We start from the raw sequence: 24,862 nt of genomic DNA, 5'->3' as shown, positions 1-24,862 counted from the left end.
GTGATGCCCCCGCCGAGCTCAGAGTGGGCGGGTGGGCATGGCTTGCCAAAACTGTGCGGAGCCATGGATGGCGGAGCTCAAGCGCCACATGGACGTGCTTGAGCGGGTTTTGGCAAGCCATGCCCACCTGCCCGCCCGCACCCAAGTCACAGGGTTAAACGTAACCCTGGCTCCGCAAGTAGTCATCGTAGGAACCGCTAAAGTCAGTCACTCCATCGGAACTAAGCTCGATAATGCGCGTTGCCAGGGAAGAAACAAACTCCCGATCGTGGCTGACGAAAATCAGCGTGCCCGGGTAGTTCTCCAGCGCCAGGTTCAGCGCCTCGATGGACTCCATGTCCAGGTGGTTGGTGGGCTCGTCCATCAGCATGACGTTGGGCTTCTGCAGGATCAGTTTGCCAAACAGCATGCGGCCCTGCTCGCCCCCGGAGATGACTTTCACCGACTTGCCGATGTCGTCGCCGGAGAACAGCATCCGGCCCAAAGTGCCGCGTACCAGTTGGTCGCCCCCGGTGGTCCACTGGGCCATCCAGTCGGTGAGGGTCTCGTCCTCGGCGAAGTCGGCGGTGTGGTCCTGTTTGAAGTAGCCTACTTCAGCGCTGTCGGTCCATTTGACCTCGCCAGCGTCCGGTTCGTAGTGGCCGGCCATGCACTGCAGCAGGGTGGTTTTGCCGATGCCGTTGGGGCCGATGATCGCGACGCGCTCGCCGGCTTCGACCTGAAGGTTGAAGTTATCGAACAGACTCTCGCCGTCGAAGCCCTTGCTCATATCCTTCAAGGTGACCGCCTGGCGATGCAGTTTCTTGCCCTGCTCGAAACGAATGAACGGGCTGACCCGGCTCGAGGGCTTCACCTCTTCCAGCTGGATCTTGTCGATCTGGCGCGCCCGTGAAGTGGCCTGCTTGGCCTTGGAGGCGTTGGCGGAGAAGCGGCTGACGAACTGCTGCAGTTCGGCGATCTGGGCCTTCTTCTTGGCGTTGTCCGCCTGCATGCGCTCGCGGGCCTGGGTGGCGGCGGTCATGTATTCGTCGTAGTTGCCCGGGAACAGGCGCAGCTCACCGTAGTCCAGGTCCGCCATGTGGGTGCACACGCTATTCAGGAAGTGGCGGTCGTGGGAGATGATGATCATGGTGCTGTTGCGCGCCACCAGGATGTTTTCCAGCCAGCGGATGGTGTTGATGTCCAGGTGGTTGGTGGGCTCGTCCAGCAGCAGCACGTCCGGGTCGGAGAACAGTGCCTGGGCCAGCAGCACCCGCAGCTTCCAGCCCGGAGCCAGGGCACTCATGGGGCCGTTGTGGTCTTCCAGGGGGATTTCCAGGCCCAGCAGCAGTTCGCCGGCGCGTGCTTCCGCGGTGTAGCCGTCCATCTCGGCAAACTGGACTTCCAGGTCCGCCACGGCCATGCCGTCTTCTTCGCTCATTTCGGCCTGGGAGTAGATCCGGTCGCGCTCTTTCTTGACGTTCCAGAGTTCCTCGTGGCCCATGATCACGGTGTCCATCACCGTGCAGTCCTCGTAGGCGAACTGGTCCTGACGCAGTTTACCCAGGCGGGTGTTGGGCTCGAGCATGACCTGGCCGGCGCTGGGCTCCAGGTCGCCCCCCAGGATCTTCATCAGGGTGGACTTGCCGCAGCCATTGGCGCCGATCAGGCCGTAGCGGTTGCCGTTACCGAATTTGGCGGATACGTTTTCGAACAGGGGCTTGGCCCCGAACTGCATGGTGATGTTGGCGGTGGAGATCAATCGGAAACCTATTAACGTGGGGCCCGCGCCGCGTGAGGAACTGGCGCCGGCGAAAGAAAGCCGGCATTGTACAGGTTTGCAGGTTTCAGGGTGAGGCCGGAGAAACACGGATAAAAAGACCTTGCCTCAAACCCCGGGGACGGGCAGCATTCCGGTCCTGACACCCCATCAACTCAACCGAGGAGAACTACCATGGCACAGGCAACAGCGCGCCACATTCTGGTCGACAGCGAAGCAAAGTGTGAAGAACTGAAAAAGGCCATCGAGGGCGGCCAGGATTTTGCCGAGGTGGCGAAGCAGCATTCCTCATGCCCGTCCGGCCGCAACGGCGGTGACCTGGGTTCCTTTGGTCCGGGCCAGATGGTGCCGGAGTTCGACAAGGCCGTGTTCAACAGCGAGCTGAACACCGTGATTGGTCCGATCAAGACCCAGTTCGGCTACCACCTCCTGGAAGTCACCAGCCGCAGCTGATGGGTTTCGAGCCCGACACTCCGGGCACCCACGAGGGCGGGCGGCTGCGGCCGCTGGCCCTGGTTGGGGTTCTCGCCCTCACCCCCCTTCTTTTCTTTGGCGGTCCGGACTGGATTGCCGCCTATCTGAGCACGTCGGTCTGGAATCTCGGCCACATTGCCCTGTTTGCCCTGATCACCCTCGCCCTGCACCCCTGGCGCTGGCTGCGCGGTGTGCGCCTGTGGCTGGCCGTCACGGTGGCGGCGCTGGTCGTTGGCCTGGCCATCGAGGCGGTGCAGTCGCAATTGGGGCGCGAGGCGGACGGGCAGGATCTGCTGCGCAATCTGATTGGGGTCTGGCTGGTGCTGGCCTGGCGGCCACTGCTGGCGAGTCACAGAATCGGGCGGGTCAAACCGCCGATGCTGATACTGGCGGCCATCAGCGCCCTGTTGCTGGTGTTCGAGCTGGGCAAAACTGGGGTCGCGACCGCCCAGCAACTGGAACTCGATCGCCTGCTGCCGCGCCTGTACGACTTCAGCCACACCGACCCCAGCCCGTTCTGGCAGGGCCGGCTGGCCTCCTCGCCCGACCACGGCGCGGCGGACAGCCCAAGCCTGCGAATTGAACTGGGCACCGAGCGTTTCTCCGGGGTCTCCCTGAACCGTCTACCGGCCGACTGGCGCCGGTTCGATACGCTCAGCGTCAGTCTGTTCAATCCCGGTTCCGAACCCTTACCCCTGACCCTGCGCATCAACGACCTCAAGCACGAGCGCGGGGACAACGCCTACGCCGACCGGTACAACACCTCGCTCCTGCTGCAGCCGGGGCCCAACCGCTTCGAACTGCCGCTCAGCGAGGTCGCGGGCGCGCCGCGCCAGCGTGCCATGGACATGGCCCGGATCCACCGGGTGATGCTGTTCGCCGTGAATCTGCCCGAGCCCCGCGTGGTCTATCTGCAGGATCTCAGGCTACGTGCAATGACCAGGGATTAGCGGTCAGCAACTCGACCCCGTGGTCGTTGACCAGCACGGTCTCACTGCAGCCAATCCCCCACTGACCCGGCACCCGCAGGCAGATGGGCAGATGGAACACCATGCCGGCGCGGAATTCGGTGTTGCCGCCGCGGGCGATGAACCCGGACCCTTCGACCCAGGACGGTGGGAACTGCGCGCCCACGGTGTAGCCGAACACGCCCGAGAAAAACACTGTGTGCGCCAGGGGTGCCAAGGCCCGCTCCGCGGCCTGGGCGGCGGTGTCGAAACTGGCTTCGGGCTTGATCGCCTCCAGCAGGGCATCCACCACCCGCCGGCAACCATCGAACACCCGGCGCATTTCCGCCGAGGGGGTGCCGGCGACCACGGTCTGCATCATCGGTGCGGTGTAGCGATGCCAGGCCGCGCCAAACTCCAGGAACACCGGTTCGTCATGCTCCACGTGACAGCGCTTGTGGTTGGCGTGAATCACGCTGCTGCGGCGCCCGGTGGTGACGATCGGCTGCATGCTCATGAACTCGCTGCCACCGGCCAGCAGGGCCCGGGCCCCAGCGGCGGCGATGTCGTTGTCGGTCACTCCCGGGCGAACCGCCGCCACCGCGGCGCGCAGCCCGTGCGCGGTAACACTGGCGCTGTGGCGCAGGAACTCGATCTCCGCCGGGGATTTCACGATCCGCACCTTCTTCACCAGGCCACCGGCGTCGACAAACCGGATGCCCGGCAACCGGGCATGCAAGCCCTCCAGCACGCCCTGGCGCAGGGAGCCGTGCCAGGCGTCAATGCCAACCGTGTCGGCCGCGTCGTCCAGAGCGTTGACCAGGGGCGCCAACACTTCGCCAATGCCTTCCCAGCGATAGCCGGCCACGTGGCCAACCCGGGTGGTCACCATGGCCGGGCCCATCTCGATGGACGGCACCTGCAGCATCATCGAGCTGCCGGTCACCACCAGAGCCACGTGCACCGAGACCTCGAAGGTGCAGTATCCGGTCAGGTAGAAGATATCGGCGCAGTCGGTCAACAGCAGCGCGTCCAGGTCATCCGCGGCCATGCGCTGACGCACCTGGGCCAGGCGCTGGTCGTATTCGGCTTGCGAGAACGGACACTCGGAGCCTCGCAGCTGGACCGACAACGCTTTCTGGTAGGCATTGAAATCCATGGGAGCAACTCCTTGGTTGCATATACTTATGAGATTGGACCCAAATCCGATGTTGTACAAACTTTGACCAGAGCGCCGGAGCAAACCGGCGCGGGAGGCGAGGTGTATGCCCCGGGTAAGCAACGGTAATGGCGCGTTTGAAATCAGCGTGGAACTGGGTGCGCTGACCAGCGTTGCCAAGGATCCGCAGGTCGCGGTTCGCGTGGGCCCGGCGGTGGCGTCGCTGGTCAATGGCGTGGGCGGCGACCCCTTGATGCAACTGCGCCTGCTGCATGAGGCCCGCAGCCTGCTGTTCGACATGGGCGACAGTGGGCGCATGGCGCTGCGGTCCGCGCACCAGGTCAGTGATGTGTTCATCACCCACTGCCACGCCGATCACATTGGCGGCTTCATGTGGTTCCTGCGCAGCCGGATTGGGCATTTTCCGCCCTGCCGGCTGTTCGGGCCGCCCGGTCTGCTCGGGCACATCGAGGGTATGGTGCGCGGCATTCTCTGGGATCGGGCCGAGGACCGCGGGCCAAGGTTCCTGGTGCACGAGTGGCACGGCGACCACCTCAAACGCTGGCGTCTGAACGCCGGCGAAGGCCCACCGGTGCTGTTGGAGGAAGTGGCGACACCGAACGGGGTGATTCACCGGGAGCCGGAATTCCAGGTGCGGGCCGCGTTGCTGGATCACGGCACCCCGGTGATGGCCTACGCCTGGGAGCCGTTTGGCAAGCTCAATGTGCGCAAGGCCGGGCTGGCCGGGCTGGGGGTCCCCGCCGGGCCCTGGCTGCACGAACTCAAGATGGCGGTGCTGCGGGATCGGCCCGACAGCCTGGTGTCACCCGGGGATGGCCGCAGCTATCGGGCCGGCGACCTGGCCGCGCGCCTGTTGCTCCAGGCGCCCGGCGAAGCGGTGGTCTACGCCACCGACTTTGCCGATACGCCGGACAACGTCCGGCGCATGACCGACCTGGCAGCCAACGCCCACACCCTGTTCTGCGAGGCCTCGTTCATGCTTGAGGATGTCGACCAGGCCCGACGCACCGGACACCTGACCACCGAGGCCACGGCCCGGATCGCCAACGCGGCCCGGGTGCAGCAACTGGTGGCCTTTCACTTTTCCCACCGCTATGCCCGACGCCGCGACCAGGTTTACGCCGAGTTGGCGCGCTTCACTCACCGCCTGCTGGTTCCGGCCCGAGAAAGCGCGCCATCTGATTGCCCACCGATTCGATCGGTTCGGTGACCGCGCGCTGGATGCTGTTGGTGACCACCCGGGAAAACGCCGAGCCCGGGCCGCTTTCCAGGAAGTCCAGGTACAGGCCCATTTCTTGGGCGCCGATCTTTTCGTAGGTGTACAGGTAACTGTCGTAGACCTGCTGCTCCACCACGCCCCGGAGCACGCTGCGCTGGCTTTCGATTCGCTGCTTTAACTGATCGTAATGCACAGAGTCGCTGCTGAACGCCGCCATGGCGGTGGCCAGGCCCAGTTGCACCGCGATGGCAGTATCCACCGCGCTCTCGGTGGCGCGGGCCGCCCGGTCGAAGCGATCGAACAACCGGGCCCGCTCGGTACCCTGGTACCTGGCGTTCAGGTCCGGGGCCCGGGACTGGATCGCCTGCCAGTTGGCCGGATCGGCAGCGGCAATCTCGGCCGCGGCGATTTTCCGGGCCACCGGGCTCTCATACCAGTCCCGCACCGCCTGCAATTGCTGATCGGTCAGGTTGTCCTGCAGATCCTGAACGATCGCCGCTTCGATGTCGGCCGCGCGAAAACTGCTGCTGACCACGTGGCCGATGGTGTCCGCCACCATAGGCGGCACCTGGCCGCTGCGTTTGAGTCCGTCCCGGATACCCTGGCTCATCATGGCCGGGTAGCGCGCCACGATGTCGTCCACCGGCGAGGACGCCAGCACCTGCTGGGCGCTGGGCGCCGCCGAAACGGTGCCCGTGGTGAGCAGAGCAGCAACTAAAACAGGTTTAACTAGGGTGCCAAGCTTCATGTATCTATCATCCCGTTGTGTGGATGCTGCGTTTATGACACGCCGGCGGTTCACGCTTCAAGCCATCCGGGGCCCTGGGAGATGACAGTTTGGTAGGGAAGTTCGGAAAACCGTGGCGTCGGCGCAAACGGCGCCGGACCGCGCGCCGGCCAACCTGGCGGGCCCGCGTGACCTGGTACGGTTTACCGGTGCTGGGCCTGCTGATCGGTACCTGGGCGACCCTCAGGTTCAGCCTGCTGGCCCCCGACCCGCCGGCCGATCCGGACAATGTGTGCGAAATTTTCCGGGAGCACCCGGTCTGGTACGACTACGCCAGCGCCTCCGAGGACCGCTGGGGCACGCCCATTGCCACCCAGTTGGCGTTCGTCTACTACGAATCGTCGTTCCGCAGCCACGCCCGACCGCCGCGCACCCGGCTCTGGGGCATGATTCCCTGGACCCGACCGACCACCGCCTACGGCTATGCCCAGGCCCTGGACCCGGCCTGGACCGAATACCTGGAAGCCAACGGCGACGGCTGGTTCACGGTGCGCACCGACATGGAACACGCGCTGGATTTTGTCGGCTGGTACAACCACCTGACCCACCGCCAGCTGGGCATTGCCCTGTACGATCCGCGCCGGCTCTACCTGGCCTACCACGAGGGTCGGGGCGGCTACAGCCGCCGGAGCTACGACCGCAAGCCGGACATCCAGGCCCTCGCGACCCGGGTGCAGAACCGGGCGTTCCGCTACGACAATCAGCTGCAAGCCTGCGAACAGGAATTCCAGTGCTGGCGCTGGTACCAGTTCTGGCCGTTCTGCGGCTGAAACGGAGCTACAGGCTGCCGCTGATCTCGATGCTCGGTTCCAGGGCCCGCAGCCGGTCCACCAGGAATTCCATCACTATCCGGACCCGGGCCAGGTGCTGGGTATCCTGGCTGACGTGCAGCCAGAGATCGACACTCTCGCCGTCGAGCGGGTCGGTCAGGCGCCGCAATTCCTTGGCGCTCTCGCCCAGGTAACAGGGCAGCACCGCCAGCCCGGCCCCGGCGCAGGCCAGCGCCAGCATCGACTGCAGGCTGTTGCAGCGGATCAGTGAGTGGGCGTTTTTCAGATGCTTGCGGTACCAGCGTCCGGTGGCCAGATGGCTGAAGGTCTCGTCGGGCAGGATCCAGACGCAGTCCTCCGGCTGGTTCTCGACGTCCAGATCGCGGTTGCGCCGGCAGTAGCGCGCCGCCCCGTACACCGCCGACTCCACCGCCGCGATGCGCTCGCCGTCCAGGGTGGCCTGGGGTTTGTTCTCGCAGCGCAGGGTCAGGTCTGCCTCCCGATGACTGAGGTTGGCGACGTCGTTGTCGGTCAGCACCTCCAGCTCGATGTCCGGAAATTCCCGGACCAGGTCGGCCAGAATCGGGCTGAGCAGACTGTTGAGGGTGACGTCCTCCGCGGCTAACCGGACCTTGCCGACCGGTGCGGCGTCCCGCCCCACCAGTTTGCGCTCCAAGTTTTCCATGGCCACCGCCAGTTTTTCGGCTTCCCGAAAGGCGGTTTCCCCCACCGGCGTCAGCTGCAGACCGTCCCGGTTACGCTCGAAAAACTGCACCCCCATGGCCTCTTCCATCTGGTCCAGACGGCGCAGGACCGTGGTCTGGTGCACACCCAGTAATTCGCCGGCCTTGGCCAGCGTTCCGCCTATTGCCAAGGCGCGTATGTATCGAAGATAATCCCAATCCATAATGACTGCATATTTGCAACGTGAGTACGGATTTTAACGTATTACGACTGCAAAAAAGTACCCTTATACTTTGGTCCCAATTAAAGATAGATCGCTAATTAATCCATCAGATTAAAGGAGGAAGGCGCTATGACTTCAAACCATACCGCAATCGTACAACCGCTGCCGTCCAGTATCCTCCACAACAGTGTTGAGGTCAGGCGCCAGCACACCCGGGCTGCTTCCAGGCAGGCCGTGCAGTTCATCAGCCGCAAGCTGCGCACCCTGGGCCGCAAGGCCAGTGCCGTGGCGCCAGACCTGACCCAGGCCCAGGGCGGCCACTGATCCAACGCCGACCGGGTGCCAACGGCGCCCGGTCTGGCCTGGACGGGCAGACACAAAAACGCCGGTGCCCCCAATAGGGATCACCGGCGTTTTTCGTTGCCGACGGTTCAGAACTCCCACACCACCTTTTTACCCTGGCCGAACCACTCGTCCATTTTGCGGGTGTAGAACTCCTCAATCACATTACGCTTGATTTTCATAGTGGGCGTCAGCATGCCGTTTTCCATGGTCCAGGGTTCCTTGACCACCACCACAAAGGCGAGCTTTTCATGGGCTTCGCAGCTGGCGTTCACCGCGTCCAGTTGCTCGGTAAGCTCCTGCTCCAGTCCGGCCCGGTCGACGCCGGTGGCGAGCGTCGCCCTGGCCTCCTCGGACAGCAGCACCATCAGGCAGGGCTGAGGCTGGTTGGCGCCGGCGACACACACCACCTCGGCCTGGGGATGATTGAACCGGCTCTCGATCGGCACCGGCACCACGTACTTGCCCTTGGAGGTCTTGAACAGATCCTTGACCCGACCGGTGATGCGCAGGTAGCCCTCGCCGTCGATCTCGCCCATGTCACCGGTTTTCAGGAAGCCGTCGTCGGTGACGTCTTCCCGGGTCTTCGCCTCGTTCTTGTAGTACCCCAGCATCTGGCCCGGGCTTTTCACCTGCACTTCCCCGCCCTCGCCGATGCGCTGCTCAACCCCTGGGTTGGCCTGCCCCACGCTGCCGACCTTGGCCTGTCCGGGCCGGTTGGCGTGGGAATAACCGAAGTTCTCGGACATGCCGTAGACCTCCAGCAACTCCAGCCCCAGGTTCCGATACCAGCCGATGATCTCGGCCGACAGCGGAGCCGCCCCGGTCAGGGCCGCCCGGCAGTGGTCCAGGCCCAGCTGTTTCAGCACTTTTTTCTTCACCAGCGAGCCCAGGATGGGCAGGCGGAACAGCACCTTCTGCTTTTTCGGGGGCAGCTTGGCGTTGACCCCGAGGTAGAACTTCATCCACAGCCGCGGGACGGAGAAGAACAGAGTCGGTCGGGCCCGTTGCAGATCCTCCTGGAAGGTGTCCAGGGAATTGGCAAAATACAGGTGGAAGCCGTAGTACAGCGACTGGGTCTCGACCGCCGCGCGCTCGGCGACATGGGCCAGCGGCAGGTAGGACAGCATGCGCTCCTCCGCGGACACCGGGAACAGCTGCTGCAGGCCATCGGCCACCGAGATCATGGTCCGGAAGCTGTGCATCACCCCCTTGGGCCGGCCGGTGCTGCCCGAAGTGTAGACCAGGGTGGCCAGGGCGTCCGGGTCCGGCAGTTTCGGCTCGGCCGGTTCGTTGTCGGCAATCAGGCCGGCCCAGGTCGGGGTGTCGTCCCGGGGCGACAGCGGCAGCGAGATCAGCGGCAGGTCGTCCGGTATGTGCCCCTTGATGTCGTTCCAGCCATCGGCGGTACCGTCCAGCTTGCCCAGGAACATCAGCTTGGCCTCGCTGTGCTCCAGAACGTAGGCGGCGGTGTCGCCATTCAGGGTCGGATAGAGCGGCACCGAGGCGTGACCGGCCGCCCAGATCGCCAGGTCCGCCAGGATCCAGTGCGCGCTGTTCTTGCCCAGAATGGCAATGTTGCTGCGCTCGGGCAGGTTCAGGCTGTTCAGGTGCGCCGCCATCCGGGACACCTGGTCCGCCGCCTGCGCCCAGGTGATGTCCTCGACCCGGCCATCGGGATAGGGCTGGGTCAGGTAGACCCGGTCCGGGGCCTGGTCCGCCCAGTAGAAAAGACAGTGCAGGGAAGTCTGTTTGCGGGGATCTACGGCCATGCATGGCTCCTTGTTGTTGTTATGGTCCAAAGGGTTGTTGCGTTCAGACGCATTCATAGTAGCCCTAATTCACGCCCGCTCAAGCACAAAACCGCCAGCAAGACTGGCCAATGCGGCCAATCCACCGCAACGGGATCCGCCTGCCACATCTCCTGCGGTACACTGCAGCCTTTTCTGAACGGATGCGTGTCTATGTCTGAACTGGTGCTGTTCCACTACCCCATGTCGCCCTTCTCCGAGAAGATCCGGACCATGCTGGGCTACGCCGACCTGCACTGGCTGTCGGTCCCGGTCGCCGAAATGCCGCCCCGCCCGGTGCTGGCGCTGCTGGTGGGCGGCTACCGCAAGATACCGGTGGCGCAGATTGGCGCCGACCTGTTCTGCGATACCCGCACCATCGCGACCGAGATCGCCAACCTGGCGAACCGGCCGGAGCTGGCCCTGGAGCACCAGCCGGAGGCCGTCCGGCAATTTGTCGAGCAGGTGGATCTGGAGGTTTTCATGGCCTGTGTGATGGCGGCCAGCGATGGCAAGTTGTTGCGCAAGCTGATTCGGGAGACCTCGTTGCTGAAGACCCTGCGCTTTCTCAAGGACCGGGCCCAGATCGGCCGGACGGCCCGGGTCCGGACTGTCCGAGGCGCCAAGGCCAAAGCCCGGGTCCTGAGCCACCTGGCCGACCTGGAAGGACGGCTGAGCCAGGACTTTCTGTTCGGCCCCAGCCCCTGCATCGCCGATTTCTCGGCCTACCACGGGCTCTGGTTTGTCTGCGACCTGGCCGGCAAGCCGTGGCTGCGGGATTATCCCAGGGTCACGGCCTGGATGGCCCGGATGCGGGCCTTCGGCCACGGCCAGGCCCGGACGTTCAGTGCCGATGAGGCCATCGAGCGGGCGCGGCAGAGCCAGCCCCGGCCCCTGCCGGAGGGCACGAACGGCGACGCCCTCGGCACCCGGGTCCGCGTCGCCCCGACCGATTACGGGCGCGATCCGGTCTTCGGCACCCTGGTGCACGCCGGCGCCCACGAGACCGTGATTGCCCGGGACACCGCCGAAACCGGTCGGGTGCACGTGCATTTCCCAAAACAGGGCTTTCGCATCACCCCGGCCGGGGACTAACGCCGGAACCGGGTCTCCAGCACCACCGCGGAATTGGTCCGCTCCACCCCGTCCAGATTGCCAATGTCGTCCAGCACCGTGCTCAGTTCCTCCAGGGACTGGGCCTGGACGATGGCGATCAGGTCGTACTCGCCACTGACCGAGAACAGCTGCGCCACCTGACTGATGTTTTCCAGCTCGGCGTTGGTGCGAGCGGTCAGTTTCTGCAGCACCTTGATCGACACGTGCGCCTCGACCTGGTTGGCGGAAAACTCTCCCCCCAGCAGCACCGAATAGCCGCGGATAACGCCGGCCGCTTCCAGGCGGCTGATGCGGTTCTGGACCGTGGACCGGGACACGTGCAGGGTCCTGGCCAGTTCGGTGATGCTGGCGCGGGCGTTCTGGCGCAGCAACATCAGCAGTTTCTGATCCTGCCTTCCTATCATTTTGACAACTCATTAAATCAATTTGACAGAATAATAGCTCATTTAGCGCATTTCGTATCTGCAAACTGACCCGCCATCCAAGCATACTGAGCCCAAATCACTGCAGGATGTCGGCCATGTTCATTCGCCCGATTGCCCATACCGATCTGGACGCGCTGTTCCAGATCGCCGAGGAGTCCGGTCCGGGGTTCACCTCGCTGATGCCGGACCGGGACGCCCTTGCCCGCAAGATCGACCATTCGATCGCCAGCTTCGGCCGGGCGGTGGTCAGGCCCACCGACGAACACTACCTGTTCGTGCTTGAGGACGAGCACACCGGCGAACTCATGGGCACCACCGGCATCGAGGCCGCGGTCGGTCATCATCGCCCGCTGCAGCATTTCCGCCGTAACACCGTGACCCATCACTCCCGGGACCTCGGGTTGCGCCGCCAGGTCGAGACCCTGAGCCGCTGCAAGCACTACACCGGCTGCACCGAGATCTGCTCGCTGTACCTGCGTCCCGAGTTTCGTCGCGCCAACGCCGGCAAACTGCTGTCCCGGGTCCGGTTCCTGTTCATGGCCCTGCACCCTGAGCGCTTCGCCGATACGGTCATCGCCGAGATGCGGGGCGTGTCGGACGCCGCGGGTCATTCCCCGTTCTGGAACTGGCTCAAGACCCACTTTGTGGACATGGAGTTCGCGGCGGCCACCCGGCTGGTGGGCGCCGGGCACACCGGGTTCATCGAGGAACTGATGCCGACCCATCCGCTGTACACCTGCCTGATGAGCGAGGAAGCCCGTGCCGTCATTGGCCAGGTCCATGAGCACACCCGCCCGGCGCTGCATTTGCTGGAAGCCGAGGGCTTCCGGCACCAGGGCCTGGTGGACCTGTTCGACGCCGGGCCGACAGTGGAGTGCCCGCTGACCGATATTCGCAGCGTTCGCGAGGCCCGCGCCTGGCGGGTCGAGATCGACCAGCAGCCGCCGTCCCGGTTCCAGGCCCGACGCCGCGACGGGTTTGCCTTGCCGCTGCTGATCACCAATACTGAAACCGCCGATTTTCGGGCCACCGTGCTGACCGGGGTGGACAGCCGGCCCGACCTCGGCACCCTGTACCTGCGCCCGGACCAGGCCCGGCAACTGGGCTTGGTGTCCGGCGGTGCCTGTCGTGCGCTGCCCCTGGGACGCAGCCAGGACGCCTCGACCCCAGCGCTTCACCGAATCCGCCCGGAGATCGCCTATGCACACTGATCGCAACGCCCTGTTCCAGAACCTCTGGCGCAATTACCAGGAGGTCACGCCCTCGGCGGCGGAAATCCACCGGATCCTCGGCGCCGAGGAAGGTCAGGCCATCATCAATGACCACATCGCCCTGCGCACCTTCAACCGGTCGCCGGTGGGCCTGGACGCGCTGGCCGAACACTTTCTCAAGCTGGGTTACCGCCAGGGTGGGGAGTACCACTTTGAGGCCAAGAAGCTCTACGCCCGGCATTATGAGCACCCGGACGCCGAGGCCCCCAAGGTGTTCATTTCCGAACTGTTGGTCGAGCAGTGCTCACCGGGGCTGCAGGCAACGGTGGACCAACTGGTGGCCCAGATCGATGCCGACCGGGTCAGCGCCGACGATTTTCTGTATTCCGGCCGGCACTGGGACGTGGACTATCCGACCTACCGGGCACTGCTGGACGAGAGTGAATACGCCGCCTGGATGGCCGCCTGGGGCTACCGGGCAAACCATTTCACGGTCAGCATCAATCACCTGGAACGCTTCGATACCGTGCCGGAAATCAATCAGTTGCTGAAAGACAACGGCTACGCCGTCAATGCCGCCGGCGGCGAGGTCAAAGGCTCGCCGGCCGAGCTGCTGGAGCAGTCCTCCACCATGGCGGACCGGGTGCCGGTTCGGTTTTCCGATCGCGAGGAGACCATCCCCAGCTGCTTCTACGAGTTCGCCCTACGCTACCCCAAGCCCGACGGCGAACTGTACAGCGGCTTTGTCGCCGCCTCGGCCGACAAGATCTTCGAGAGCACCAACGCCGCCGGCTAGGACCAGCCCTGCTCGCCCAGCAGGGGCACGAACCGGACGTCCCCCAGGTTCTGGCCGTGAAATTCGGTCTCTGACACCCGGGTGATCCGGCGCAGGGTCTGGAAGGTGTGCATGCTGCCGATGGGAATGACCAGGTGACCGCCGATCCGCAGTTGCTGCTGCAGCTGGGCCGGCACCGCCGGCGCTCCGGCCGCCACACAAATGCCGTCGAACGGCGCCTGTTCCGGCCAGCCCAGGGTGCCATCGCCGCACCGAACCACCACATTGCTGTAACCCTGCTCCGCCAGCCGGCGCCCGGCGGCGTCGGCCAACTCGGGAATCCGCTCGATACTGAACACCCGGGCCGCGATCGACGCCAGCACCGCGGCGGCGTACCCGGAGCCGGTCCCGATATCCAGCACCACTTCCCCACCCTCCAGATCCAGCGCCTGGGCCATCAGAGCCACCATGTAAGGTTGGGAGATGGTCTGGCCGCAGCCAATGGGCAAGGGCCCATCGTCGTAGGCCTGGTCGACGTCGCCCGGCTGGACAAACCTCTCCCTGGGCACCTGGGCCATGGCGGTCAGCACCAGCGGCGAGGCAATACCCCGGCCGCGGATCTGGCTCTCAACCATCCAGGCCCGGCGGGATGCGTAATCATGCTGCTGATTCATGGTGCTCTCCCAAGGTGCTCTCTCCCGAGGTGCTCTCCGGCGCCGGCCAGGAGCGCCCTACCACGTCCTCCGACCGGCTCGCTTACCTTGCGTTACAAAGCGGTTACCTATTTACAACGGCGCGCGGAACCGGCCCTGTCTACTTTTCAAGCATAGTCGACCGGACTGCCCCAGGTCCGTCGCCTGACAACAACAAAAACGCCGGCGGCCGGGTCTCACTGCGGGATGGCTCTGCCGTACAGGAGGAGATTATGTCCGCATCGGTAAACCACCTCGAACAACGCACCCAGGACCCATCCGAACTGCTCGACCAGATTCTGCCCTCGGCCATTACTCTGGCCATGATGCTGCGCCACCGGAAAATGGCGGCCTGGCTGCGCACCGAATTTGACGGCTACCAGGATCGGGACCAGGCTCCGCCCTACCGTCGCGACCTGCCCGGGCACATCGTGGCGCGCTCGCCCCAGTACGGCTGGATTCCGGCGCCGGTCAACGAGCAGCAGAAACAGGCGTTCGGCCACCTGGATCTGCTGGACGGCACCAAGGCCATGGAACAGATCTGCATTGCCATCAAGAAGGGCGATGGCAACCGGGTTTCACTCGCGCGCGAGGACATGATTGTCCTGCAGCAACAGATCAACCTGAGCGCCGAACTGGCGATCAATCTGAGCCGGGATGTCTACGCCCGACTGCTGCGGACGGTGCGCGGCACGGTTTACCTGTGGGCACAGGCCGTGATGGCCCAGGGCCTGAGCGGTGACCACAACCACTACAGCCCGGAAGAGCGGGCCAAGGTGGCGGACCTCGACGACCCGCAGCGGTTCTGGCGCCAGGCCATGGAGCAGGTGGACACCCTGCCGGTGGCCGACGTGAAGCCGGCCGGTTTCCTGGAGCGGATGTTCCGGCGCGCCGGCTAGGACCGGTCAGCCCAGCACACTGACCATGCCGATGCTGCTGACAATCAGCAGCACGGTGCCCAGAATCCGGAAGAACACAGGCGTTTCTGCCCGCAGCATGCGGTCGTGGGCCCGCAGTCCGATGATGTGACCCACGGCCGCACAGGGCAGCAGCCACAAATGATGCACCAACTGCAGATCGACCCCCGCCCAGACGAACGCCGCCATCTTGATCAGCACCAGGATGAACCAGAGCGCAAACAGCGTGTCCCGCAGCTTTTCCTTGACGACGTGCTGCGCCGCGACCGCGATGATCAGGGGCGCGCCGATCAGCGAGGTGCCGCTGATGTAGCCCCCCACCATCAGGAACACCGCGTCCACCGCCTTGCTGTTGCTGCGAAACGGCTTGTTGATGATGTAGGACACCGAGTAGAGCGCAACGATGACAAAAATGATGGCGCTGAGCACATCACCGGGCATGGTGATCAGGCCGAACACCCCGATCAGTTTGGGCACGATCATTATGCCGAGGATGCGCCAGAGGTAGGGCCAGTCGACGGTGCCCTCGACGGCGGGCTGGTTGCTGTCGGCGGGCTTGCGCTTGCGGTTGTTCATCCAGATGGTCAGGGACGAGAACACAAGCAGGTGCACCGCAATGATCGGCAGGAACACCAGGGGCTGGTCCAGCACCAGCAGCAGGAAAGGCAGCGACAGCACCGCGCCCCCGAACCCCAGACCGGAACGGACGAAGCCACTCCAGACAAAGATCAAGGCAATCAGGACGTACTGGACAAGACTGAGGTCAGACATAACACCCTTTTTAACAATCCGTGCTCCAGAAATGGCCAATGAGGCCGTTAACCCGATGAACGGGTTTACTGGTTACACAATAAAAATGGAGAACCTTGATGGCTCTGTCCTGGAAACAGAAATTTCTGCTGCTGATCGCCGCCACCTTCCTCGGCCTGGCGATTGCCACTCTCGCCTCACTCAGCGGACTGGCCAAGGTATCGGAAGCGTATGAGGCCCGCGGCCAGGCCCAGGGCTACGGCGCCGCGTCCCTGAACCTGCTGAACGACTGGCTGGCAGTGGAACGGCTCAGCGAGGACCTGACCCCGGACACCGCCGACCGGTTCCGGGTCATGCTGGATTCGCTGCTTGCCCAGGCCAACGAACTGACCGAGCTGGCGGCCCAGTTGCCGACGGAAGCCGAGACCGAGGCAGGCGCGGGTGAGGTGCGTGACCGGGTTCAGGATTATACAGAACTCCGGCGCGAATGGCTGGCCACCAGCCAGACCCTCGGACTCACCCACAACGACGGCCTCAAGGCCACGCTGTCAGGGTACGTCGACAACGACCTGCGAGCCATCAGCATCTCCATCTTCAATGACGACATCAACACCATCGCCTCCAACTACCGCGATTACCTGGACAGCTTCGATCCCAGTTACGCCGAACAGACCCGGGACGCCATCGCCCGCATGCAGGCGGTGGTGACCGACATGGAATGGCAGGACATCGACATTGGCCAGGCGGTCCAGGGCCTGGCCACGGCCTTCACCGAGGCGGAAACCGTGGTCGGCGACCTGGCGGCCCTGGAAGCGCAGTTGGAAATCCGTGGCTCGGCCCTGCGCACCTTGATCGACGACCAGATCGATGCCCTGAACACCGGCCTGATCCGGACCACCAGCGAGCAGGCCGTGCAGGCCCGCACCGCTTCGACCTGGCTGATCCTGGCCACCTCGGTGGTGGTTCTCCTGGTGTTGGTGCTGACCCTTACCGGCGCCTCACGCACCCTGGTCAAGCGCCTGAACGAAGTGGTCCGCCTGCTGAGCCAGGTGGCCTCCGGGGATCTTAGTCAGCGCCTGGCCCCCGGCCGCAATCCCAAGGACGAGTTCAATCAGCTGGGCAATGCCACCAATCAGATGCTGGACGATGTGTCGGCGGTCATCGGCCAGGTGGTGGAAGGCAATAAAACCCTGGCCAGCCTGCAGGAAGAACTAGATGCCCTGATCGGCCACATGGACCGGAAAGGTGAGCAGGTGGCCGAGGAAACCGAACAGACCGCCACTGCGGTGCAGGAAATTGCCCACACCGCGGTGGAAATTGCCCAGCACACCCAGTCCGTCAACACTGCGACCCAGCGCGCCAACGGCGCCGCCCAGTCCGGCGCCCAGGTGGTCAAGCGCAGCTCCGACAGCATGAGCGCCCTGGCCGAGCGCATCCAGCGCACCCACGACCAGATCGGTCAGCTGAGCAAAACCGGCGAGCAGGTCAACTCCATCGTCGGGGTGATCAACAGCCTGGCCGAGCAGACCAACCTGCTGGCCTTGAACGCCGCCATCGAAGCGGCCCGGGCCGGCGAGGCCGGGCGCGGTTTCTCGGTGGTGGCCGACGAAGTCCGGTCGCTGGCGGAAAAAACCGTGTCCGCCACCGATGGCATCGCCGACATCGTGAATTCCCTGAACCGCGAGACCTCGGCCATCACCACCATGATGCAGGAAGGCCTCAAGTCCGCTAGCGAAGGCGAGCAGAGCGCCAACGAGGCGGCCGAGGCCATTGACCAGATCACCGGCTCCATCGATCAACTGGCCGGCGACATGAACCAGGTGGTCAACTCGGTGGAAGGCATTTCCACCACCACCGAGGAGATTGCCCAGAAAGTCGAGCAGATCCACGGCCATACCCAGGAGACCACCGACATGCGCCAGCGTCTGACCGCCCATATCGAGCGCCTGTCCAGCCAGACCGCCAGCCTGACCTCGGCGTCCCAGCGCTTCCGGCTGTAACCCGAAGGGCGCTTTCAATCCCCTTGCAGCCACCGGGCTGCAGGGGTAGCATGGCAATACTGTATATTCAGACAGCATTGGTGTCCGCCATGAAAACCCGTGCAACCGGCCTGAACCCCCATAACCGCTTCCAGACCATCGTCACCGATCGTGGCGCTGACCACGCCCATGACGACGGCTGGTACCGGGCACCGGAGGACGAACTGAATCCGGACTCCCTGGCGACCGAGGTTGTCAACGAATCGGTCAAGTCGATCATCAGCCGCAACAGCTCGCCGGACGTACCCTTCGATCAGTCCATCAACCCCTACCGGGGGTGTGAGCACGCCTGCATCTACTGCTTCGCGCGCCCCACCCACGCCTATTGGGACATGTCGCCCGGCCTGGATTTCGAGACCCGGCTGATCGCCAAGCCCAACGCTGCGCGCAAGTTGCGTGAGGCCCTGGACAAACCGGACTACCGGCCAGCGCCCATCGCCCTGGGCGTGAACACCGACGCCTACCAGCCCATCGAGCGCGAACGTCGGATCACCCGGGAGCTGCTTGAGGTGCTGCTGGAATACCGACACCCGGTGTCCATCCTGACCAAGGGCGCGCTCATCCTGCGCGATCTGGACCTGCTGTCGGAACTGGCCCGGCACGAGCTCTGCTCGGTGCGCATCAGCCTCACCACCCTGAGCAACGACCTGAAGCGCCGGATGGAGCCCCGCACCGCGGCGCCCGCGACCCGCCTGAAAATCATCGAGCAGCTGCGGGCGGCCGGCGTTCCCACCGGCATCATCCTGGGGCCGGTGATCCCGTTCGTGAACGACCCGGAGATCGAGGACATCCTCACCGCCGCCGCCACGGCCGGCGCCACCCGGGCCAGCTGGATCATGCTGCGGCTGCCGCTGGAACTGGACGAGCTGTTCCAGGACTGGCTGCACCGGCACTTCCCGCAACGGGCCGAGCATGTGATGAATCGGATGCGTGATTTACGCGGCGGCAAGAGCTACGATTCCGGCTTCGGACGCCGGATGACCGGCATTGGCCCCTACGCCGACCTCATCCGCCAGCGGTTTGCCAAGAAAGCCCGGCAACTCGGCCTGGGTCTGCACGAAGCCGAGCCCCTGCGCACGGACCTGTTCCGCCGGCCCGCTGGAGAACAGATGGGGCTGTGGTAACCTTGTTGATAGAACCAACCGGCAGCTTTCTGATGCTGTTCACGGATGAATCGGAGACGCCACCATGCGCACCTTAAACCATGCTCTGCACTGGCCATGTCTGCTGTTGGCCGCCGCCCTGATAATAAGCCTGTGCCGACCGGTACTGGCCAATGAGGCTATTGTTGACCGCATCGAGGCCCTGAACACCGGCCACACTGTGGAAGTGCTCGGGGCTCCGTTGTTGGCCCGGCAGGCACTGTCAAACTTTTACGCCAACAACGGTTACCAGCTGGCGTGGAACTCACCGGAGCACCGCCAGCAGATGCTCGCGGCCCTGGAATCCGCCGCCGGCGATGGCCTCGACCCGGCCGATTACCACGCCGATCTGCTCAGCGGCCTGACCAGCCGCCCCGACAGTGAGATGTCCCCGGAATTGCAGGCCGATCTCGACCTGCTGTTCTCCGACGCCTTTCTGGTGTTCGGTTCACACCTGCTGGAAGGCAAGGTGAACCCCCAGACCATCCACGCCGAGTGGTCCGCCAACCGCCGGCAGCGGGAACTGGACAAGATCCTGACCAGCGCCCTGGCCGACGGCACCATTCGCCAGACCCTGGAAGCACTGCGCCCGACCCATCCGGACTACCACCGATTGGTAACGGCGCGCCAGGCCCTGGTTCAGCTTCTGGGCCAACCCTGGCTGCCGCTAGCGGAACAGCCCACCATCCGCCCGGGTGACCGGGACGACCGGCTTCCGGAAATCCGTCGGCGCCTGATAGCACTGGGCGACCTGACCGACCCACAGCCGGCGGCGGACCCGAACCGGTATTCCAGCGACCTGGAAACCATCGTACCGGCGTTTCAGGCCCGCCACGGGCTCGAGCCCGACGGCATCATCGGCCGACAGACCCTGGCGGCCCTCAACCGCCTGCCGCTGGAGCGGATACGCCAGATCGACGCCACCCTGGAGCGCTGGCGCTGGCTGCCGGAAACCCTGGGCGAGCGCTTCGTGCTGGTGAACATCGCCGGGTATGAACTCAAACTGATGGACAAGGGGCAGGAGCTGCTGCGGCAGCGGGTCATCGTCGGCCAGCCCTTCCGCCAGACCCCGGTGTTCAGTGACCGCATCCGCTACCTGGTGGTTAATCCGACTTGGACGGTGCCGCGCAAACTGATGATCGAGGACCAGTTGCCGCAAATCCGGCAATCCCTGGACTACCTGGAGCGCCTGAACATGAAGGTGTACCGGGGCTGGGGCGCCGACCGCCAACAGGTGGATCCGGCCACCATCGACTGGCCCTCACTGTCCAGAAATAACTTCCCGTACCAGCTGGTGCAGGATCCCGGCCCCACCAATGCCCTGGGCCAGATCAAGTTCATGTTCCCGAACCAGTACGACGTCTACCTGCACGACACCCCGTCCCGGGGCCTGTTCGGCCGCGCCGAGCGTTCGTTCAGCTCCGGCTGCATCCGGGTCGAACGGCCGTTCCTGCTGGCCGAGAAACTTCTTGCAGAGGACCGGCGCTACACGCCGGACAAGCTTAAGAGCCTTGTCGATTCCAAGCGCCCGGAAACCATTGTGCTGAGCCAGCCGGTGCCCGTGTACCTGCAGTACTGGACCGCCTGGGTGGACGACAACGACCAGCTGCAGTTCCGCAATGACATCTATAATCGGGATAGCCGCCTGCTGGCGCGCCTGCGCGAAACGCCCGCTGGAGACGCTCAACGGTTGACCCCGGTGTCGGTGTCGTCCCAGTAGGCCGGGCACGTTCGCGCGGGCATTCACGAAAAAGGAGCTGCCATGATTCGCCATCTCGCTTTTCGCGTCCTGATTCCGCCGCTGATCCTGACCCTCGCCGCCTGCCAGTCCCTGCCCGACCGGCAGGAGGGCGAGGCCCGAAACACGGTATTCCTGAGCGCCCAGCACTGCCTGAGCGAATACCTTGAGGACCTGGACAAGGTGCATTACGGTCCCTGCCTCAAGGTGGTCTCGGTCGCAGGTACGTCGCCGGCGGTCCGGGACGACGGCTTTATTGAGCTGCCGGTGGCCACGCCCCTGGTGCTCCGCGCCAGCTGTGTCTACCGCCACGCCGATGGCAGCCCGATCCCGCAAACCGTTGAAGAGGTGGAGTACCGCATCACCGGGCAAACGTTTACCAAACCGGGCGAACGCTGGTACCTTCACGCCCATCAGCAGGCGCGCAACGTCATCGGTTGCCAGCCCACGCTGGCCCGGTCCACCTACCCCACCTACCAGACCAACTGACCGTCGGAGACCCAGAGCATGAGCAATCGCGTCGATATCCACTACTGCACCGGATGCCGCTGGCTCTTGCGTTCGGCCTGGATGGCGCAGGAGCTGCTCACCACCTTCGAGGGCGAACTGTCGGCCCTGACCCTGCACCCCGGCACCGGCGGTATTTTCGAGGTCTGGGTCAACGACAAGCGCATCTGGTCGCGCAAGGAGCAACAGGGATTCCCGGAGATCACCAAGCTCAAACAACTGGTGCGCGATGAAATCGACCCGGAGCGGTCCCTGGGGCATTCCGACCGGAAAGCACAGCAGGACCAGTGAGGACAATCAAAATTTCTGATCGGATTCTTCGGAAGAATCCGCTTTCAACCTGAACTGCCGACGTTGATCATGCGTATTTGAACATTCAATCAAGAATGGGAGGAGCGATATGAGCGACGTAATGCAGAACACCCGGTTCAGTAAGCTGACGTTGGACAATCGCTTTGCGTTGGCGCCGATGACGCGCACCAGCGCCGAAGCGGACGGCACCCCGAACCAGCTCATGGCTGATCACTACGAAGCTTACGCCAAGGGCGGTTTCGGCCTGGTGATCACCGAGGGCACCTACACCGACGACCAGGCGAGTCAGGGTTATGCCAACCAGCCCGGCCTGATCAACGACGCCCACGTCCAGGGCTGGAAAACCATCGTCGATCGGGTCCACGCCGCGGGCAGCAAGATCGTCGTTCAGCTCATGCACGCCGGCGCCCAGTTCCAGGCCAGCCACCACACCGATGAGCCTCAGGGCCCGAGCGCGGTCAAGCCCAAGGGCGAACCGCTGGGCTTCTACGGCGACCAGACCGAGTGGAAACTGCCCAAGGCCATGACCGAGGCCGACATCGAGACCGCGATCCAGGGTTTTGTCGAGTCTGCCAAGAACGCCCAGGCCGCCGGTTTTGACGGCATCGAACTGCACGGCGCCAACGGCTACCTGCTCAACCAGTTCCTGAGCACCCATTTCAACCGTCGTGCCGACAACTACGGTGGCGATCTGGCCAACCGCCTACGCATCATCGTCGACACCATCAAGGGCGTGCGGGCCGCGGTCGGTGACGACTTTGCCCTCGGCATCCGCCTGTCCCAGGTCACCGTCACCGATCCGGACTACCAGTTCCCGGAAGGTGAGGCCGGCTTCCGCCAGATTGTCGAAGCGGTGCGCGACGCCGGTGCCGACTTCATCCACACCACCGACGGCGACGTCGAGCGCACGCCGTTCGTCGACGGCGAGAAGTCACTGGCGGACGTGGTTGCCGAGATCGATGGCATTGACCTGATCATCAACGGCGGCATCGATGAAACCAACCACCCCGATCGCGCGGCCAACTACCCGGGTTCCCTGCTGGCCATCGGCAAGAAGGCCCTGGCCAACCCGGATTTTGTCCAGCGCCTGAAGGATGGCAAGGAAATCGAGGACCTCGACTTCGCCATGCTGCAGCCGAAAGCCACCATCAGCAACGAGCTGGCGTGGCGTCGCAAACAGGCGGCCTGAAGCGCCCCTGTTAGCACCTGACGACTCCGGGGCCTCGGCCCCGGCGTTTGCTTGTAGGACCAAGGAGATGGCATGACCAGCACCCTCAGCATCGTTTGGCTCGGCGCCCTGGCAAGTCTGCTGGCCGGCCTGGCCAGCGGCGTCGGCGCCCTGGCGGTGTTTTTCGTGCGCACTCTGTCCGAGCGATTGCAGGACAGCATGCTCGCCGCTGCCGCGGGGGTCATGCTGGCCGCGTCGTTCTTTTCCCTGTTGCTGCCGGGGTTGGAATACGGCGAAACCCTGCTGGGCACCACCTCGGCCGCCGCCGGCCTGGTCATTTTCGGCGTGCTGTCCGGCGCCATTGCCCTGTACTACATCCACCAGAAGCTGCCCCACGAGCATTTCAACCTGGGTCGCGAAGGCCCGAACGCGGCTCACATCCGGCGCATCTGGCTGTTCATCATCGCCATCACCCTGCACAACTTCCCGGAGGGCATGGCGGTCGGCGTCGGCTTCGCCGGCGGCGATGTTCGCAACGGCGCGGTGCTGGCCACCGGCATCGGCATCCAGAACATTCCCGAGGGCCTGGCCGTGGCCTTCTCCCTGCTGGCGGTCCAGTACTCCCGGATCAAGGCCTTCGGCATCGCCCTGCTGACCGGTCTGGCCGAACCCATCGGCGGCCTGTTCGGTGCCACCCTGGTCTGGCTGGCCGAGCCCATCATGCCCTGGACCCTGGGGTTTGCCGCGGGCGCCATGCTGTTCATCATCAGCAACGAGATCATTCCGGAAACTCACCGCAACTCCCACAAGACCCTGGCCACCTTCTCCTTGATGATTGGCTTCGTGGTGATGATGTTCCTGGACGCGACCCTGGGCTGAGCCAGCCCGGAGCAACACAGTCTAGCCTCGCCCCAAGCACCGGTCACCAAACCCCGGCCAGGGCCTCCAACGCCTCGGTGAGCACCGGCTCCTCAGCCCGATCCTTGCGCCAGATAAAGCTCAGGGCACAGGGCAGCCGCACCCCGTCCACCACCACCAGCCCGCGCTCCTGGCGCTCGGCCATGGCCAGGGCATCCCGGGCCAGGCTGAGGCCGACGCCGGCGCGCACCAGGTCCAGCATGCAGGCTTCCTGATCGACCTGGGCCACCCCGTGTGGCACCAGGCCCAGCGGCTCCATCACCGAGGCCAGCAGGCGGTTGTGTACCGACGCGTCCGGGGTAACGATCCAGGGCAGGCTGGCGAGATTGGACCAGCGACTGTCAGCGACCCGGCTGGCCCAGCCGGCCGGGGCAATCACGTGATAGTCGAAATAGGCCAGCTCCCGGTGCGCCAGCTCACCCAGGGCCGGCCCGTCTCCGGGCGGGGCCAGAAAGTAGCCGACATCGAGCGCACCGTTCCGCACCTGTTCCAGCACGCTGCCGCTCATGCCCTGGTGCAGCTCGGTTTCCAGTTGCGGCGCCCGGGCCACCAGTCGGTGCAGGAAGGCACCCAGGCGGATGAACTCCGGGTCCACAATGGTGCCGATCTTGAGTCGGCCCCGCAGCGTGCTGTGCAGCGCCCGCGCGCTCTGCTCGAACGCCGCCAGCCCGGCCAGGGCCTTTTCCGCCACCGGCAGCAGGTTCTGGCCATCGGCGGTCAGCGCCAACCCCTGGGGCCGGCGCTGGAACAAACGCAGGCCGAGTTCGTCCTGCAAGTGTTTCAGCTTCAAACTGACGGCAGGTTGCGTTACGTGCAACCGCTCGGCCGCCCTGGACACGTTACCCTCCCGTGCTACGGCGACAAATGCACGTAATCCTTGCAGGTTATGCATAACCATTCCTCTCGAACCCAATATAATAAACTCTTATATCATGGTTTAGAAACTTTCAATTGCCTCCGTACCAATCGCGCCGTAA

General features: G+C 64.5%; 25 protein-coding genes. 16 read left to right on the top strand and 9 right to left on the bottom strand.

Annotation, left to right across the window (positions count from 1 at the left end):
- Positions 1–154 precede the first annotated feature (154 nt).
- Positions 155–1,741, bottom strand: a complete 1,587-nt coding sequence (locus U5822_RS11025; protein ID WP_322855674.1) for an ABC-F family ATPase — start codon at positions 1,739–1,741, stop codon at positions 155–157.
- Between the two features lie 192 nt (positions 1,742–1,933).
- Here U5822_RS11025 and U5822_RS11020 point away from each other — a divergent pair, with 192 nt between their 5' ends.
- Together U5822_RS11020 and U5822_RS11015 are read left to right on the top strand one after the other, a co-directional pair.
- Positions 1,934–2,212 (top strand): peptidylprolyl isomerase, encoded by a 279-nt coding sequence (locus U5822_RS11020; protein WP_008939100.1) that lies wholly within the window; start codon positions 1,934–1,936, stop codon positions 2,210–2,212.
- Complete coding sequence (locus tag U5822_RS11015; protein WP_322855673.1) at positions 2,212–3,183, top strand: VanZ family protein; 972 nt, start codon at positions 2,212–2,214, stop codon at positions 3,181–3,183. The genes U5822_RS11020 and U5822_RS11015 overlap by 1 nt, the downstream gene beginning before the upstream one ends.
- Here the strand turns inward: U5822_RS11015 and U5822_RS11010 are convergent.
- A complete protein-coding gene (locus U5822_RS11010) occupies positions 3,155–4,339 on the bottom strand; it encodes a Xaa-Pro peptidase family protein (protein ID WP_322855672.1) in 1,185 nt (394 codons plus the stop codon). The genes U5822_RS11015 and U5822_RS11010 overlap by 29 nt on opposite strands.
- Positions 4,340–4,445: 106 nt before the next feature.
- Here U5822_RS11010 and U5822_RS11005 point away from each other — a divergent pair, with 106 nt between their 5' ends.
- The gene (locus U5822_RS11005) at positions 4,446–5,570 is read left to right on the top strand and encodes an MBL fold metallo-hydrolase (RefSeq protein WP_322855671.1); all 1,125 of its coding nucleotides are present in this window, start codon (positions 4,446–4,448) and stop codon (positions 5,568–5,570) included.
- Here the strand turns inward: U5822_RS11005 and U5822_RS11000 are convergent.
- Positions 5,497–6,327 (bottom strand): DUF2059 domain-containing protein, encoded by an 831-nt coding sequence (locus U5822_RS11000; protein ID WP_322855670.1) that lies wholly within the window; start codon positions 6,325–6,327, stop codon positions 5,497–5,499. The two genes, U5822_RS11005 and U5822_RS11000, sit on opposite strands and share 74 nt — an antisense overlap.
- Before the next feature lie 167 nt (positions 6,328–6,494).
- On the opposite strand from U5822_RS11000, the gene U5822_RS10995 reads away from it, so the two are divergent.
- Entirely contained in the window at positions 6,495–7,136 is a 642-nt protein-coding gene (locus U5822_RS10995) for a transglycosylase SLT domain-containing protein (protein WP_322855669.1), read from the top strand.
- 7 nt (positions 7,137–7,143) lie between these two features.
- Here U5822_RS10995 and U5822_RS10990 read toward each other — a convergent pair whose 3' ends face one another.
- A complete protein-coding gene (locus U5822_RS10990; protein WP_322855668.1) occupies positions 7,144–8,043 on the bottom strand; it encodes a LysR family transcriptional regulator in 900 nt (299 codons plus the stop codon).
- Between the two features lie 129 nt (positions 8,044–8,172).
- Here U5822_RS10990 and U5822_RS10985 point away from each other — a divergent pair, with 129 nt between their 5' ends.
- Positions 8,173–8,367 (top strand): hypothetical protein, encoded by a 195-nt coding sequence (locus U5822_RS10985; RefSeq protein ID WP_322855667.1) that lies wholly within the window; start codon positions 8,173–8,175, stop codon positions 8,365–8,367.
- A 107-nt stretch (positions 8,368–8,474) separates the two neighbouring features.
- On the opposite strand, the gene U5822_RS10980 is transcribed toward U5822_RS10985, so the two are convergent.
- Complete coding sequence (locus tag U5822_RS10980) at positions 8,475–10,157, bottom strand: AMP-binding protein (RefSeq protein WP_322855666.1); 1,683 nt, start codon at positions 10,155–10,157, stop codon at positions 8,475–8,477.
- Between the two features lie 192 nt (positions 10,158–10,349).
- On the opposite strand from U5822_RS10980, the gene U5822_RS10975 reads away from it, so the two are divergent.
- The gene (locus U5822_RS10975) at positions 10,350–11,270 is read left to right on the top strand and encodes a glutathione S-transferase family protein (protein WP_322855665.1); all 921 of its coding nucleotides are present in this window, start codon (positions 10,350–10,352) and stop codon (positions 11,268–11,270) included.
- Here U5822_RS10975 and U5822_RS10970 read toward each other — a convergent pair.
- Entirely contained in the window at positions 11,267–11,695 is a 429-nt protein-coding gene (locus tag U5822_RS10970) for an Lrp/AsnC family transcriptional regulator (RefSeq protein WP_322855664.1), read from the bottom strand. The two genes, U5822_RS10975 and U5822_RS10970, sit on opposite strands and share 4 nt — an antisense overlap.
- A gap of 116 nt (positions 11,696–11,811) precedes the next feature.
- Here U5822_RS10970 and U5822_RS10965 point away from each other — a divergent pair, with 116 nt between their 5' ends.
- Together U5822_RS10965 and U5822_RS10960 are read left to right on the top strand one after the other, a co-directional pair.
- Positions 11,812–12,927 (top strand): arginine N-succinyltransferase, encoded by a 1,116-nt coding sequence (locus U5822_RS10965; protein WP_322855663.1) that lies wholly within the window; start codon positions 11,812–11,814, stop codon positions 12,925–12,927.
- A complete protein-coding gene (locus U5822_RS10960) occupies positions 12,917–13,723 on the top strand; it encodes a DUF1338 domain-containing protein (RefSeq protein WP_322855662.1) in 807 nt (268 codons plus the stop codon). The genes U5822_RS10965 and U5822_RS10960 overlap by 11 nt, the downstream gene beginning before the upstream one ends.
- On the opposite strand, the gene U5822_RS10955 is transcribed toward U5822_RS10960, so the two are convergent.
- A complete protein-coding gene (locus tag U5822_RS10955; protein WP_322855661.1) occupies positions 13,720–14,376 on the bottom strand; it encodes a protein-L-isoaspartate(D-aspartate) O-methyltransferase in 657 nt (218 codons plus the stop codon). The genes U5822_RS10960 and U5822_RS10955 overlap by 4 nt on opposite strands.
- Positions 14,377–14,627: 251 nt before the next feature.
- Here U5822_RS10955 and U5822_RS10950 point away from each other — a divergent pair, with 251 nt between their 5' ends.
- The gene (locus tag U5822_RS10950; RefSeq protein ID WP_322855660.1) at positions 14,628–15,293 is read left to right on the top strand and encodes an AbiTii domain-containing protein; all 666 of its coding nucleotides are present in this window, start codon (positions 14,628–14,630) and stop codon (positions 15,291–15,293) included.
- Between the two features lie 6 nt (positions 15,294–15,299).
- On the opposite strand, the gene U5822_RS10945 is transcribed toward U5822_RS10950, so the two are convergent.
- The gene (locus U5822_RS10945) at positions 15,300–16,082 is read right to left on the bottom strand and encodes a TSUP family transporter (RefSeq protein WP_322855659.1); all 783 of its coding nucleotides are present in this window, start codon (positions 16,080–16,082) and stop codon (positions 15,300–15,302) included.
- 98 nt (positions 16,083–16,180) lie between these two features.
- Here U5822_RS10945 and U5822_RS10940 point away from each other — a divergent pair, with 98 nt between their 5' ends.
- The 7 genes from U5822_RS10940 to U5822_RS10910 all read left to right on the top strand — a co-directional run bounded on the left by U5822_RS10940 (position 16,181) and on the right by U5822_RS10910 (position 23,846).
- Positions 16,181–18,061, top strand: coding sequence for a methyl-accepting chemotaxis protein (locus tag U5822_RS10940; protein ID WP_322855658.1), 1,881 nt, complete (start codon positions 16,181–16,183; stop codon positions 18,059–18,061).
- Positions 18,062–18,150: 89 nt separating this feature from the next.
- Entirely contained in the window at positions 18,151–19,224 is a 1,074-nt protein-coding gene (locus tag U5822_RS10935) for a PA0069 family radical SAM protein (protein ID WP_322855657.1), read from the top strand.
- 64 nt (positions 19,225–19,288) lie between these two features.
- The gene (locus U5822_RS10930; RefSeq protein WP_322855656.1) at positions 19,289–20,962 is read left to right on the top strand and encodes a L,D-transpeptidase family protein; all 1,674 of its coding nucleotides are present in this window, start codon (positions 19,289–19,291) and stop codon (positions 20,960–20,962) included.
- A gap of 42 nt (positions 20,963–21,004) precedes the next feature.
- A complete protein-coding gene (locus U5822_RS10925; protein ID WP_322855655.1) occupies positions 21,005–21,469 on the top strand; it encodes a hypothetical protein in 465 nt (154 codons plus the stop codon).
- Positions 21,470–21,487: 18 nt separating this feature from the next.
- Entirely contained in the window at positions 21,488–21,778 is a 291-nt protein-coding gene (locus U5822_RS10920) for an Rdx family protein (protein WP_322855654.1), read from the top strand.
- Between the two features lie 109 nt (positions 21,779–21,887).
- On the top strand, positions 21,888–22,988 hold the full coding sequence (locus U5822_RS10915) for an NADH:flavin oxidoreductase (protein ID WP_322855653.1): 1,101 nt from the start codon (positions 21,888–21,890) through the stop codon (positions 22,986–22,988).
- A gap of 72 nt (positions 22,989–23,060) precedes the next feature.
- A complete protein-coding gene (locus tag U5822_RS10910) occupies positions 23,061–23,846 on the top strand; it encodes a ZIP family metal transporter (protein WP_322855652.1) in 786 nt (261 codons plus the stop codon).
- Between the two features lie 43 nt (positions 23,847–23,889).
- Here U5822_RS10910 and U5822_RS10905 read toward each other — a convergent pair whose 3' ends face one another.
- Positions 23,890–24,777 (bottom strand): LysR family transcriptional regulator, encoded by an 888-nt coding sequence (locus U5822_RS10905; RefSeq protein WP_322855651.1) that lies wholly within the window; start codon positions 24,775–24,777, stop codon positions 23,890–23,892.
- Positions 24,778–24,862: the final 85 nt, after the last annotated feature.

Origin of the sequence: Marinobacter qingdaonensis (assembly GCF_034555935.1) — a bacterium.
Taxonomy (GTDB): domain Bacteria; phylum Pseudomonadota; class Gammaproteobacteria; order Pseudomonadales; family Oleiphilaceae; genus Marinobacter; species Marinobacter qingdaonensis.
Note: the sequence above shows the minus strand (reverse complement) of the source record. Positions and strands in the feature narration are given on the sequence as shown.